The organism is Pseudobacteroides cellulosolvens ATCC 35603 = DSM 2933, assembly GCF_001262605.1.
Lineage (GTDB): Bacteria > Bacillota > Clostridia > Acetivibrionales > DSM-2933 > Pseudobacteroides > Pseudobacteroides cellulosolvens.
The window spans coordinates 193,104-206,929 of sequence record NZ_LGTC01000001.1 but is presented as its reverse complement, the minus strand read 5'-3'; the positions used below and the strand labels follow the sequence as shown (position 1 = coordinate 206,929).

Below are 13,826 nucleotides of genomic sequence, written 5' to 3'. Positions count from 1 at the left end.
CCCCAATCAAACAAATAATTATAGCGTTGATTACCCATGAAACCCAGACCGATATGGTGGGCTTTCAAGGTTTAATTCCTCAAAAGTATTTTCATTAGCAAACTTTTTTTGAAGGAATTAAATAATACACAAGTGTTTTCTGGTTTAGTTAAATAGAGTATCAAGATCAAATTCCGAAAGGTTTAACGTATCGAAATCAGATGAAGTAAATTCACTCTCTTCCTTTTCGCAACAGTAACGGATAATTTCCTTTAGATACCCTGTATATCTTTCCATAAACTCTTTTATTGTTTCATGTTTAAACTTGTTTATGCTGTAAGCCAGATTTATTTTCATTCTACCTTCGATAATCATGGCAGTAATGTCTATTAAGCATGTCATATTGTTCATCTTGCTGCATTCGTCTCCGGAATCATCCCATGAAAACGAAAACAATTCATTATCACCGGAAATTACCGTATCCCCCATATAGTTAAAGCGAATCCTTGAATTGCCTCTTTCATCTTCAATTTCTCCCGACAGGTACTTTAGTATCCCAAACCCCAATCCTCTGTTCGGTATTTTTCGGATTTGTTCCTTAATGGACTTTATACTGACAGAAAGCTCATTATCAACCTTCAGTTTTACAGGATATATAGTTGTAAACCACCCGACGGTTCTGGAGATATCAATTTGATCAAACACTTCTTCTCTTCCATGTCCCTCCAATTCGATAGTCACATTGTCACTTTGCGTAAAATCGCGGATAGTCAGAGCCAACGCAACGATAAGTAAATCAAAGGGTTCGGTTTTATAAGTCTGGACAGCATTAAATAATAAATCCGTCGTATACTTTTCATCAAGCCATTCTTCAACAGTTTGACAAAACTGGATAGTATCCTCGCCCATATCAAAGTCAATAGGAAAGTTCCGGTTGTCCCTTAAGGCAGAGTTCCAAAAGTCTATCTCTTCCTTCACCATACTTTTACCTGAAGCCGCCAATACACTTGCCCAGTCTTGCACTGAATTGGTCTTTGACGGAATTTTCACATCATTTCCATGTAATAATTGCTTGTAAAACCAAGCCAAATCATCTATAATGATCCTCCATGAAACCCCATCTACAACAAGATGATGAGCTGTAAGCAAGAGCCTCTTCCCGTTTGGTCCCAGATTAAAGATACAGAGTTTTATAAGAATGTCATTCTCTATATTAAAACACGCTTTTAATTCCCCGCCCTTTTTAATCATCTCAGCTTTCTGTTGAAAACGGTTCAAGCCAGACAAGTCCAGCACCTCAATTGTATGAGTTTTTTCCAGATGGAACTCATTATAAAATAATTGCCGCTCCTCGATATTATAATTGATCCTTAAAGAATCATGTACACTGATAACCTTTTGAAAAGCCTGTTCAAGGATTTGAACACTAAGCTCTTCTTTTAGTGCAAGCACCACAGATTGATTATAATGGTTTACATTCTTTAATCTCTGGGAAAAAAACCATTCCGATATTGGCGTAGGCTGTATATGACCTTTACATTCCTTTTGGATCATATACATTTCTTGTCTATACTTTACATATAATACCATATCCTCAATCACAGGATGAGACAAAATATCTTTCACCTTTAATTTAAATCCTGCATCACTCATTTTAGCTGCAAGTTGAATTGCTTTTATAGAGTCACCGCCCAGCTCATAAAAAGCATCCTTCATACTTATTTTTTCCATGTTTACAATACTTTTAATTGTATCCAGCAGTTTTTCCTCCAATTCATTTGCAGGTCCAACATACTTCGTTACAGTCTTTATTTTTCTATCAGGTTCAGGCAATAACGCCCTGTTTACTTTTCCGTTGCCGGTCAATGGAATATCCTTAAGGTAGCAGTAATTTTGAGGTATCATATACTCGGGAAGCATCTTTAAGAGGTATTTCCTAATCTCACTTTCTTCTACAGGTTCAATCACAACAAGGTATGCACAAAGGTATTTCATACCACTTTCATTCTCACGGTCTATAACAACAGCCTCCTGAATGCTTTCGTGCTGTAACAAATGCTTTTCTATTTCGCCCAACTCAATACGATATCCCTTGATTTTTACCTGCTGGTCAATTCTTCCTGCATATTCTATTTTGCCATTGGTTAAAAATCTAGCCAGATCACCGGTTTTATACATCTTTTTTCCCATTACAAAAGGGTTTTCTATAAATTTCTCCCGTGTCAAATCCTCCCTGTTCAAGTACCCTCTAGCTACACCATCTCCTGATATATACATTTCACCAATACTTTCTGTGGGTACAGGGTTGAGGTAGGTATCCAGAATATATATTTGAACATTATCGGCAGGTACTCCAATCGGTACTGATATTCCTGTGTCTTTTCCAGACTCATACCGATGTACCATACAACCTACTACCGTTTCGGTAGGCCCATACTCATTATAAATTTCAATATTTCCGGCAAAACTTTGATAAATAGCCTCTGCCAGATTTACTTTTAAATCTTCTCCTCCAACAATAAAGCGTTTTACTGACGAACCTTTATTGTCTCTATCTTTTAACAAGGACAAATGAGCCGGTGTTAATTTGATAATACTGCACTTATTTTCACGCATAATTTTATCCAGTATGAATTCAGATTTATCGTCATAATACACTACCATTTTATTGCCGCTTATAAGCGGGGTAAAAATGGACGTTACCGTTAAGTCAAAAGCTAATGAAGAGTACATGGCAAACACATCTCTGTCTTCTTTTATATACACCATCCTCGCCCACCATATGTAGTTGACAACTCCCTGATGTTCAACCATAACACCTTTTGGTTTACCGGTCGATCCTGATGTGTAAATAATATAAGCAAGATCCCTTGTATTATTTACCGCTTGCAAATTTGCTCCCTCTCCGGTAAAAATGTTCGTGTCGTTCAGGAAAACAATTTCTCCTTGAAAATCCGGAATACTACTCATATTACAATGTACAAATAAAACATTTGCCTGTGAATCTCTAAGCAAATACTCCATTCTTTCGGCAGGGCATTCCGGGTCTATAGGCAAATACGCACCTCCTGCTTTTAATACTCCTAATACTCCTACAATAGCTTCGATAGAATGGACTGATATGATTCCTACAATATCATTCCGTCCGATTCCTTTGTCCCTGAGCCACCTGGCAAGTTGATTAGATTTTTGATTCAGCTCGGTAAAAGTTAACTGCTGTTCCCCAAATTCTATTGCAATGTTTTGCGGTGTCCTATCTACTTGTTCCTCGAATAATTGGATAATGGTTTTCTCTTTTGGGTATATGGAAGTAGTAAAATTATATTCATAGATATTTTTCCGCACCTCATCCAGGGTTAGACAACTGATATTTCCAAGTATTGTTTCAGGTTTGGCTAAAACCCTTTCCACCAATGTAAATATACACTGCATCATATATTCTATCTGGTACTCTTTATAGGATTCGGTCTGATAATCAAGATAAACTGTCAATCCGTCACTTGACCATTCCTTAATGACAACTTGAAGCGGATAAGCCTGATTTCCACTGTAAAACTCAACAATTTCCGTCGGCATTCCATTTAGTTGCGTTTCCATTTTTGTATTATAATAATTGACACTGATATTGAATAGTCCGTCATATCCCTTTTTTCTCAATTCTAGATCCTGTACAAGGAAATCATAGGGATACTTTTGATTTAAGTAGCAGTTTTTTAACTCTTTTCCGACCTCACCTAAGAGTTGGATACATGAATACTCACCTTCCAATTTTATTCTAAATGGCATGGTACTGGTGAACATTCCAAAAATCCCCTTCTCCTTCCTACCCGACCGATTCAGTACCGGGGTACCTATAACAATGTCTTTTTCACCTGTAGTTTTATATATGTAAAGTAATATAATCATAATAAAAAATGTATTCAGTGAACAATGCTGGAAATTGCAAAACTCTTTGATAGCTTGTAGCCTTAAAGAATCCAATATACGGCTTTTTCTTTGTCCCTTTGTATTTTGCATGCTTTTATGCATAAATGTTTCAGGTAACACACTAAATTTTTGTTTCCAGTATTCTTGGTATTTTTTTAATTTTTGAGATGACAAGTACTGTTGTTCCTGAAAAATATAGTTTATATATGAAGATTGGTTTTCGTCTCCAATCTCCTCCCCTCTTTCCAGGCTCATATAGTGCTTGCAAACCCTGTTTAGGTAAAGATAAACAGACCATCCATCTGAAATTATATGATGAAATCTTGCAAAAACTCCGTATTCATCGTTACCCATTTTAAATAAAGAAAAATAGTAAAGTTCATCATTATATATGTCAAAAATCTTGCAAGCTTGCATTTCCATCCAAAGATTGAGTTCTTTTTCAGTATCCTCATATATGCAAAAATCCATAATATCTATTGTATTTCTTTTATATTCTCCTACATATTGCCATACATCACCTTCTTTTTCCACAAAGCACAATCTTATTCCGTCATTTTTTTTGACAAAAATATTTATAGCTTCCACAAGAAGATCCGGACGAACTTTCCCTTTTATTCTTACTATGCCCCCGATATTATGCAAGGGAGTACTTGAGTTGATTTTCTCTATATACCACACCCTCTTCTGCGGATGCGTCAATGGATACAACTTCACATTTTCACTGAGTTCTCTCTTCATAAACCAAACTCCCCTTAATATACTTTAGTTTCATGAACATCAGGTCATTACCGGATATACCCTTCTCCACATCCGAATCATTACCTTATTTTAACAATTAATTATAAATTATAATAAAATAACAATAAATAGACATTTGTCACAATCTTATGTTATAATGTCGTTAAATTGATTTTCTTCATAATTTTTGTAAAAAATGCACATTATTTTAGATTTATTAATCAAACCAAGTTTTATATATTATATATATTTTTGGTAATAGCATTTGAAGAGGTTTAAACATGGCTCAGTTTAATGTTTGTTCAAACTATATGAATTCAAATATTGATTTAAGCTTATATAACTACGGATTAGAACATTGCAAGCCTGGGTATTTTGGGACACAAGATATCATGGACCAGTTTTCCATATACTTTATTCTTGATGGGACGGGATCATGTAATATAAATAACCAGAACTATTCCTTAGAAAAAGGCTCTGGTTTTCTTATTCCCCCAGATTGTCTTTCATATTTGAAGTCAAGTATTGAAACTCCTTTAACATATTATTGGATTGGATTCGACGGCATAAATGCTTCTTATTATCTTAAACGTGCATACATTGATCAGCAAAACCCTATTTTTACATTTGAAAAAACCGAGTTTGTGAAAAGTTGCTTTAATGAAATGTTGAAAACTCAGTCAAATGATGATAATAGAGAGATTAAATTACATAGTTTGCTATATTTGCTTCTCTTATTCCTTATTGAAAACGCAAAAATAATAAACACTAACAAAAGAAGCAATAATACAAGATATTCATATATCAATCAAGCAACCCAATTTATATACTCAAATTACAGCAAGAAAATTACAGTTCATGATATTGCTAAATATTTAAGCTTAGATAGGAAATATCTGTCAAAAATATTTCACGAAATCCTAAATACTACTCCAAAAGAATTTATTATCAAATACAGAATAGAAAAAGCATGTGAGTTGCTAACAAACCCAAGCAATACTATCAGTTATATCTCAAATGCGGTAGGATATAATGATCCTCTTCAATTTTCAAAGATATTTAAAAAATCCAAAGGAATATCGCCAAAAAAATACAAGGATGCAGCTGCATTAAAATTATAGGAAAACATTTGAGAAGAAAAATAAAACTCCTTTAGCTAAGATTAGGTTTGTGTTAAGCAATATACATACCTAATCTTAGTAAAGGAGCCATCCATGAGACATGTTACCAGGAACTACTCAAAATTAAATGTGGTAATTTCTATTGATGTATTATAGTAAAATACAACCAAGTATAGTCTGACTGCTACTTATATAAGAATCAATTGGATTCACTTCCAATAATTCAACTATACTGCAATAAAAGCCTTGAAAGCTGCATCATCATACTATACTTCTCTGCAGCTCTATTATTTCAATAAAGAAATCTTCACCGTCAAAAGTTCCATCAAGCCTTCCAATAACAACAGTGCCATCTTCACAGATAGTATCAACCATCAGCAGTCCAGTATGTTTTATACTTTTAGAATTTTTCTGCATAATATTCTTTAAGATGTAATCTACGGCAATACTCGCTTCCTCTATAGTGTTATAAGTATCTTTTCCCTCTATGCATGGATACTCTTCTTTGCTTTCTTTCACACTATATCTGACCTTTAAATCACTCATTCAATCACCTTTATTCCTTTCTTCTGATAAATTCCCCCGAGGTGTAAGACATTTTCCAGATTATCTATCTGTATTCAGCACATATAAATCCTACCTACTTCAACGTTTAAAAATAGCATTTTAAACTACGATTATTTAACTCATATAATTTGTGGCTTAACCCATGTGGAAATTGTTTGGAATGGAATTTCAAGAAATTGTATTGCCTAATGTTTCTATTATACTATATCATATTTTAAGAATCAATGAATTTATCACACTCATACTTGGAAAGATAAAAAACCCCTGACATTAAGCCAGAGGTTCACAATATATAATATATGCTATCCTTCAGTTTCAGCAAGAGTTACAATAGCCTGTGCCCATTTTACATATTTAAGTTGAGCTAAATCACCTATAGTTTTTACATTAAATGCATCTTTGAGTAATTTTGCATCATTCTCCGATACACCTTTTAAAGCATCTACAGGAGCATTTACCAATTCCTTAAGACTCTTTGTCTCATATGCCTTATCAACAGCATTAATAATGTTCATAAATTCCACCTCCAAAAATTAAATATAAAACACTAAGGTAATCATCGGTAATTTTTACATTAAACTTTAGGACTTATTTACAAAGATATTGCCTTGTTCTTACTTAATATATGCCTACTTCTAACTCTCGTCAAAAAAGCCTCCTATTTCTAAGAGGCTTATAAACTTATTTATACACTATATTTTAGCAATACAATTTTTGTATTTCGGAGAGTTGGGCTTATAGTCTTTCTGTACTTCAAACTGTTTGTCAGCAAGTATCTCAATATTATCAATGCAGCTTAATTTAAATTGCCTCCACTCAGGAATGACTTTCTTTTCATTTGAATCACCAGCAGTTTGATATATATCTACAAGAATATTTCCCGTATAATAGTTTATGTACATCGCATGTGAGTAGCCGATTCTCTCCCCGGTTACATCATCATCCGGGCTATTATAACGGAATTTGATAGGCTTTCTCTGACTTATTGCTTTAATTAAAGTCTCTTTAATATCTTCATTATACATAATATCACCCTCCCAATTTCCTAATTCTCCATTTGAAGGTAAATTCCTGCAATTATAAAAAAATTTTTTAAAATGCTGCAGCATTATTATATATTAAATTCTTATAAATCCTAGAACCTATTAAATAAGTTTTTTAATGTCTCGGAAAAAAACATTTCATAATCCTGTTCAAAAGCAGTGTAAAAAAAAAGAGCTATTAACAGCTCTTTTAGGGAGAAATCGATGTACTATGAAACAGATATATCTCTCTATAATGTTTCACCTATATTATCTTTTAAAAATATTCTATTCTTTAAGTTTTAAAAAAGTGTGAATAGTTTGTAAATTATAATACGACACTAAAAAAGAGAACCATTCATATGAAATCCGGTTCCCCTTTTTAGGATAATTTGCAAAGTCTATCGTAATTTAATTTACCCACAAAATTACATAATTAAACAAAATAGCTAATAATTAATTTATTCTTCTTTCGGTAAATTTAAATCTCCATTTCCTATAAAACCAAATAATGATTTACTGTAGTTAATGTCCTTGATATTATTTACTATAATACTTCCAAGGTTTGTATCGTATTCCTTTGCTTCAATGGATTTGGCTGCAGTTCCGTACCCGTACCACTCACCTAAGCTATAATAAGTAGGCATTTCGTAAAAAACTTCCACATTAGCTTCAAACTCCCTTGCTCTGAGTTTACCTTTCCATCGTTCCATAACATTTCCCCCTTGAAAAAATATTATAAACCAATTATACCATATTTTTCCCAACAGTCAAACTTTTTGCACGCATTTCTTACTATTTATGGTTTTAATTTGCATATTTCTCCAAGAAGTTAATACATTTTTTTGCATTTCCAGTTCAAATGTATTATTATTACTTAGCTACTTTAGCTGTCTTTCTTACCAAACGTTCCAATCTGTGCTTAAGCTCCTTATAATATGCATGTCTTAACATACCACTGCCTAAGCATATATCAAAAGCTTTTTCAGTTATCTCCTTTGCCCTGGAAAAATCTTTGACCCTATGCTCATAATGCTTTGCAAGTTGTATCATTATGGGAATATTGGGAGTTTTTGACGAGTTAATGATGAGCTCAAGGCATTTGGTTATGCTGTCATAATCCTTACCGCTTTTGTACAATACAATAAGCTCTTTTAATGCTTGGGTCCTTATAATATTGTTGTTTGAGATGGAGCAATGCTTATAACAGTTCTCAGCCTTCATATAATCCATAGCTTTATTATAAATCCTGGCAGCACCAAATAATTCATTATAATCAGATGCTTCTTCCATAGGATTATTTAATAGCCTTCCGATTTTTACAAATAGAGATACCATTGAAATGATATCTGATTTGTTATGTTCCAGCACCCTCTTCATATCCTTTGCATCTCTGTCGTTAAGATATTTGAAATAAGCCGCTGGTATAAGGTAACCCGGTATATCATCATTCCTTGTTAGTCCAAGCAAATTTTCTTCAAGTGATATCAACCTGCAGCTTTCAAGCTTCCTTTTCCATATTGCCCTGGATATGTGCAATAAATCCAGATGTACAGGATCCTTTTGCCGACATTTAATTTTGTTAAATATAAATCTTGAATTTAAGAGGTTCCAGTCAAATGCCTTACCGTTGAAAGTTATAAGTGCTTTCCTAGAAGCGAGTTCATTTTCTAAATAGCAAAGCATGGCAGGCTCTTCATCATAGTCTCTCATAAAAAGCTGTTTTACAACAAAATTTTCTTTTTCGAAATATCCTATCCCCACTAGAAAAGCTACTGTTCCCGCCCCGCCAAGTCCTGTTGTCTCAGTGTCAAGGAATATCATATCTTTAAGGTCCAATTTGCTATTACTGTTAAAAGCCCTTAAAAGATACTCAAAATCCAGCTTTGTAAATTCCCCCAATATGCAATTCCCATGGGCATAGTCTAGGGAAAATTGATTTTTATGTATGAAAAATGTTCCTAAATGGCCCGTTTCAATAGTTCCATCCATAAGCTTGTCTATTTCAGAGGCATTTTCACAGGTGCTTTCAATGTCAGAGTTACTCTCAATCACAGCCTCTTTAATTTTTTGTTTCTCAGCAAATTCCTTCAGTTTGCTTCTTAAATCAGAATACATATCCATGCTCCCAAAACAAAATCGTTGGTGACTTTGTCAACATTAATCGTTGTCGTGAGAAATTGCGGTGTAGTATACAGCATAATTTCCTAGACATTTAAAAACTCATAGTTAATCATTACTTAAAGTATATCCTATAAGCTTTAAGGTTAAAAGTTTGGGGTTTCCACTGCCTGAAAACTCGTTCAGCGGTCCGACGCATGACGGGCAGCCGCATTCACATTCACACTGCTCAATCATTTTACCTGCAGCAATAAACAATTCCTGGTGAATATTGTATAGTTTTTCACTAAATCCTACTCCCCCAGGATAGCTGTCATAGATATAAAGTGTAGGCTTAACTGTAAAAGGTGCCTTTACCTGATATACTACCCTTATATCTCCAGGGTCACACATCAGATAAATAGGTGCACAATTTGCGATGATGTTTGAAAGACCAAAAAGACCATTCTGTATTTCCAATTGGGACAGGCCTTTTGTTGCTTCTTCGGAAAAGCTTATCCAATAGGAAGTTGTATGCATTTCAAGCTCAGGAAGATTAACAGGACCTGAACCTATGTTTTCATGGGTATATAACTTGATCTTCTTGAACATGGTTACAATGGCAGAAACCATTACCTCCCCGCTGAACCTGTCTGTAAGTTTTCCTTCCTCGCTTCTGAATACATCAATAACCTTCATGTCAACTGCCAGGTTGGCATCTGTATAGTAATCCACATCAACCTTCCTCACATATGCTTTTTTATTGTCAAAATCAAGTTCCTCAACTTGATATTGCTGACCTTCATGCATATATATGGCTTCCTCATGAAGGAGCATAGGTGCACTGAATCTGTCTGTTTCCCCTATAACCCTGTGTTTTGGTTCCGATATGTCAATTATTATAAAATTCTCATTTGAAGCACTTCTAAGGGATATATCACCTGCAGGAAAAACATCATTCATCCAATACCATCTTGAGCCTACATGCCTTAAAATCTTGGCATCTTCCATAAATGACAGTATTTCTCCTGTTGTTTCAACTCCAAACTTCTCATCTTCTGTAAATGGAAGCTCAAATGCCGCACATTTTATATGATTATAAAGTATGGCTAGATTATCCGGATTAATAAGTCCATATTCGGGACTCTTCTCGAAAAAATAATCGCTGTTGCTCACAATGTACTGGTCAAGGGGACTGCTGCTGGCGATAAGGAATGTAGCTGAGACACTGTTCCTTCTGCCGGCCCTTCCCGCCTGCTGCCATGTACTGGAAATATTTCCCGGATACCCGCATATGACACATGCCTCCAGATTACCTATATCAATACCCAGTTCAAGGGCATTAGTGCTTACTACGCCTGTAACACTGCCGTTTCTAAGTCCTCTTTCTATTTCACGCCTAAGGCTTGGAAGATATCCACCTCTATATCCCCTTACTCTTTGCTCACCCTCGAATTTACTTGAGTAAACATCCTTAAGGTAGGTTACTAAAACTTCAACATTTAACCTGCTTCTGGTAAATACTATTGTCTGTATATTGTTTCTTATGAGGTTCTGAGCCATTATCTTGGCTTCTATAGTGCTGCTTTTCCTGATTCCCAGTTCTTTATTGACAACTGGCGGATTATAAAAAATAAAATGCTTTTTACCCATTGGTGCCCCGTTATTATCAATCAGCACAACATCCTCTCCTGTAATTCCGCAAGCCAATTCATCCGGGTTGGCTATTGTAGCCGAACAGCAAATAAACCTAGGGTTGGAGCCGTAAAAATTACATATTCGCTTCAGCCTTCTTATTACATTTGCAAGATGGCTGCCAAAAACGCCCCTATAATGGTGTACCTCATCAATCACTATAAACTTCAGGTTCTCAAACAGCTTGTTCCATTTTGTATGATGGGGAAGTATACCGCTGTGGAGCATATCGGGATTTGTGACAACTATATGTCCCGCCTGCCTTATAGCCTTTCTAGCTGATTGTGGAGTATCACCGTCATATGTATAGGTTTTTATATCTACACCTACCTCTGTGATAAGCTCATGCAGCTCGGTTGTCTGGTCCTGAGAAAGTGCTTTTGTCGGAAACAGAAAAATTGCCCTTGATTCAGGATCCTTTAAAATATTATTTATAACAGGTATGTTGTAGCACATTGTTTTACCCGATGCCGTCGGGGTAACTACTACAACGTTTTTATTGTTTTCCACTTCCCTGACTGCACAAGCCTGATGAGAATAAAGCCTTGTTATCCCCCTCCTTTTGAGGGCTTCCTTTAGCCTTATATCCATACATTCGGGAAAATCTGAATAAACAGCATCTTTAGGAGGTATTTCAATCCAAGCTGTTATATTTTTCATCAACTCTTCAGAATTTTTAAAATTTTCTAAAATCTGTTCAAGATTCATACTGCTCTCCAATAACCCTTATCTTTTGATTTTTAAATTAAAAACACTTTTTATATAAAAAATTAATTAATTTTTATATATCTAATTATAATAATTTTTTTATTTAATTAATAGATTTAATTTAAGGAATGGCTAAAATATTACTTCCAGATATTTCTTTAATCTTACTTAACTCATTTTTACATCAGATATAATAAAACGACAACTTTTTACATATTAATGCTTGCTATGTATTTTATTTTTTATATCAATTATTGAAGAATACAGATAATTAATATATAATTCATGTAGAGGAAAATTTAGCACGATGTTGATTATATCATTAATAATTATAATTAATATAATCAACATTGTTTAATATCATATGGAGGAAGTCAATTGAGCAGTTCAAATTTTTTTAGTAGGGATAAATTATCCAGAGAAAACCTGAAAACATTTATTGAGGGTTTACGATTAGGAGATAATGAATCTAGAAGCGATTTTATTGATGAAAACAAAAGTTTTATTCTTAAGGTCGTGTCCAATGCCTTAAAAAGGTCGACAATACCTCAAAACAGCAAGGAATTTGAAATAGGCTTGTCATCATTTAATTATGCCATTGATACATATGATTTAGAAAGTAATGATGACTTTTTAACTTATGCAGAAAAGGTTATTAAAAACTCCATTTATGATTTTATAAAATTTGAGAGCTCTAATTCAACAACTTATAATGCACAAATTGAAAGCGAGTACCTATACAGAGATTATGAAAACAAGGACGAAATCTCCAGATTCAAACTTAAATTATGGGAATTGGGTATCACTTTAGATTCGTTGGTTAAAGTTACCCCTGTTGATAAAGAGTCTATCAATACTTCACTCTCTATTGTGCGAAAGTTTTTGTCAAACCATGAGGTTTTCCAGAAGATTACATCAAAGTCAGGCATTCCATATGATATGCTTGACAAGGATACTAAAAATAATAAAAAATTTATTGAAAAACATAAGGATTACATTATTGCCCTAGCACTTATATTAAACAGTAACCTGGGGATATTTAAAAGCTACCTTAAGAATACCGAATCGGGCAATAGACCCTCCGATAATGTAGGTATAATTCTTGAACTTTTTAAAGATAAGGCTTTATTTTTTACTTTAGAGGGCAAATTTACCATTAACAATATAAAAAGCAACCCGACCCTATATATTGGTAAGCAAATGCTCATAAACAGCGATTACATAAAAAGGCCGTCAAATATCACCAAATATTCGGTATTTGCTGCCAGCTTTTTTATTATAACCCTTACTCTTCTTGTAGGTTTTACTTACCTGTTAAGGGACGATTCAACCACAGTATATTCACCAAAAGATCCGGATGGTAAAAATGTTGCCGTAAGTGATGGCAGCATGGATAAAAATCCTACGGTTCCGGTGGTTACTGCTACTGCATCAGCATTACTTAGTCCTACCCCAAAGGTAAGTACACAAAGCCCAAGCTTTGTACCTGCAGTACCAACATCAGAACCTTTATACACAAGTACACCAATAAAACCAACGGACACCAAAAACCAAAAGCAACTAAAAAAGTACCTGAGCCAACACCGCCAACAGATAAAGCTGTAGGCCCGCCGGATACTCCGGTAATCAGTTGTGATATAGAAAGTGTCAATGTTGGTGATTCTTATAACATTTCAATGAACATGGCTGGTGGAAATAACGGCACAGTTATCGTTCTTTATGAAAACGATAAAATAGTGCTTTATAAAAGACATAAAGACAACTCACCAAACCAACAAACTGAGTCCATGTCATTTAAGGCAAAATCGAAAGGAACATTCAAATATAGGTATAAGCTGCTTAATGCCAAAGGATCAGCAAGCAGCGAAACTATTGCTATAGCAGTAAATTAGGTAATTCTTTACTAACGAACGAATAATAGGGATGATTAAAAATATATTTAATCATTTTTAAATATAACAGAATA

At 34.3% G+C, this 13,826-nt stretch carries 10 protein-coding genes; 3 read left to right on the top strand and 7 right to left on the bottom strand.

Translation table 11 applies throughout. The features are described 5' to 3' along the window. Positions 1–144: 144 nt before the first annotated feature. A complete protein-coding gene (locus tag Bccel_RS01025; protein ID WP_036939666.1) occupies positions 145–4,647 on the bottom strand; it encodes a non-ribosomal peptide synthetase in 4,503 nt (1,500 codons plus the stop codon). 281 nt (positions 4,648–4,928) lie between these two features. Between Bccel_RS01025 and Bccel_RS01020 the strand changes: the two genes are divergently transcribed. Beyond that, positions 4,929–5,768, top strand: coding sequence for an AraC family transcriptional regulator (locus tag Bccel_RS01020; protein WP_050752959.1), 840 nt, complete (start codon positions 4,929–4,931; stop codon positions 5,766–5,768). Positions 5,769–6,029: 261 nt separating this feature from the next. On the opposite strand, the gene Bccel_RS01015 is transcribed toward Bccel_RS01020, so the two are convergent. The 6 genes from Bccel_RS01015 to Bccel_RS00990 form a co-directional block, all read right to left on the bottom strand. Next, positions 6,030–6,314 carry a hypothetical protein gene (locus Bccel_RS01015; protein WP_036939663.1) on the bottom strand — a complete coding sequence of 95 codons (285 nt, stop codon included), beginning with the start codon at positions 6,312–6,314 and terminating at the stop codon, positions 6,030–6,032. Positions 6,315–6,637: 323 nt separating this feature from the next. Further along, complete coding sequence (locus tag Bccel_RS01010; RefSeq protein WP_036939661.1) at positions 6,638–6,850, bottom strand: hypothetical protein; 213 nt, start codon at positions 6,848–6,850, stop codon at positions 6,638–6,640. A gap of 177 nt (positions 6,851–7,027) precedes the next feature. After that, the gene (locus Bccel_RS01005) at positions 7,028–7,360 is read right to left on the bottom strand and encodes a hypothetical protein (protein ID WP_036939658.1); all 333 of its coding nucleotides are present in this window, start codon (positions 7,358–7,360) and stop codon (positions 7,028–7,030) included. A gap of 458 nt (positions 7,361–7,818) precedes the next feature. After that, on the bottom strand, positions 7,819–8,070 hold the full coding sequence (locus Bccel_RS01000) for a hypothetical protein (RefSeq protein WP_036939656.1): 252 nt from the start codon (positions 8,068–8,070) through the stop codon (positions 7,819–7,821). Positions 8,071–8,230: 160 nt separating this feature from the next. Continuing rightward, complete coding sequence (locus Bccel_RS00995) at positions 8,231–9,475, bottom strand: ribonuclease H-like domain-containing protein (RefSeq protein ID WP_036939654.1); 1,245 nt, start codon at positions 9,473–9,475, stop codon at positions 8,231–8,233. A gap of 111 nt (positions 9,476–9,586) precedes the next feature. Beyond that, the gene (locus Bccel_RS00990) at positions 9,587–11,860 is read right to left on the bottom strand and encodes a DEAD/DEAH box helicase (protein ID WP_036939651.1); all 2,274 of its coding nucleotides are present in this window, start codon (positions 11,858–11,860) and stop codon (positions 9,587–9,589) included. 378 nt (positions 11,861–12,238) lie between these two features. Between Bccel_RS00990 and Bccel_RS00985 the strand changes: the two genes are divergently transcribed. Both Bccel_RS00985 and Bccel_RS00980 read left to right on the top strand, forming a co-directional pair. Further along, on the top strand, positions 12,239–13,465 hold the full coding sequence (locus Bccel_RS00985; protein ID WP_050752958.1) for a hypothetical protein: 1,227 nt from the start codon (positions 12,239–12,241) through the stop codon (positions 13,463–13,465). Between the two features lie 71 nt (positions 13,466–13,536). Further along, positions 13,537–13,752, top strand: coding sequence for a hypothetical protein (locus Bccel_RS00980; RefSeq protein ID WP_050752957.1), 216 nt, complete (start codon positions 13,537–13,539; stop codon positions 13,750–13,752). Positions 13,753–13,826: the final 74 nt, after the last annotated feature.

Coding starts and splice junctions, on each gene's coding strand:
- Bccel_RS01025 (WP_036939666.1), bottom strand. CDS start 4,647: ATGAAGAGAGAACTCAGTGAAAATGTGAAGTTGTATCCATTGACGCAT.
- Bccel_RS01020 (WP_050752959.1), top strand. CDS start 4,929: ATGGCTCAGTTTAATGTTTGTTCAAACTATATGAATTCAAATATTGAT.
- Bccel_RS01015 (WP_036939663.1), bottom strand. CDS start 6,314: ATGAGTGATTTAAAGGTCAGATATAGTGTGAAAGAAAGCAAAGAAGAG.
- Bccel_RS01010 (WP_036939661.1), bottom strand. CDS start 6,850: ATGAACATTATTAATGCTGTTGATAAGGCATATGAGACAAAGAGTCTT.
- Bccel_RS01005 (WP_036939658.1), bottom strand. CDS start 7,360: ATGTATAATGAAGATATTAAAGAGACTTTAATTAAAGCAATAAGTCAG.
- Bccel_RS01000 (WP_036939656.1), bottom strand. CDS start 8,070: ATGGAACGATGGAAAGGTAAACTCAGAGCAAGGGAGTTTGAAGCTAAT.
- Bccel_RS00995 (WP_036939654.1), bottom strand. CDS start 9,475: ATGTATTCTGATTTAAGAAGCAAACTGAAGGAATTTGCTGAGAAACAA.
- Bccel_RS00990 (WP_036939651.1), bottom strand. CDS start 11,860: ATGAATCTTGAACAGATTTTAGAAAATTTTAAAAATTCTGAAGAGTTG.
- Bccel_RS00980 (WP_050752957.1), top strand. CDS start 13,537: ATGAACATGGCTGGTGGAAATAACGGCACAGTTATCGTTCTTTATGAA.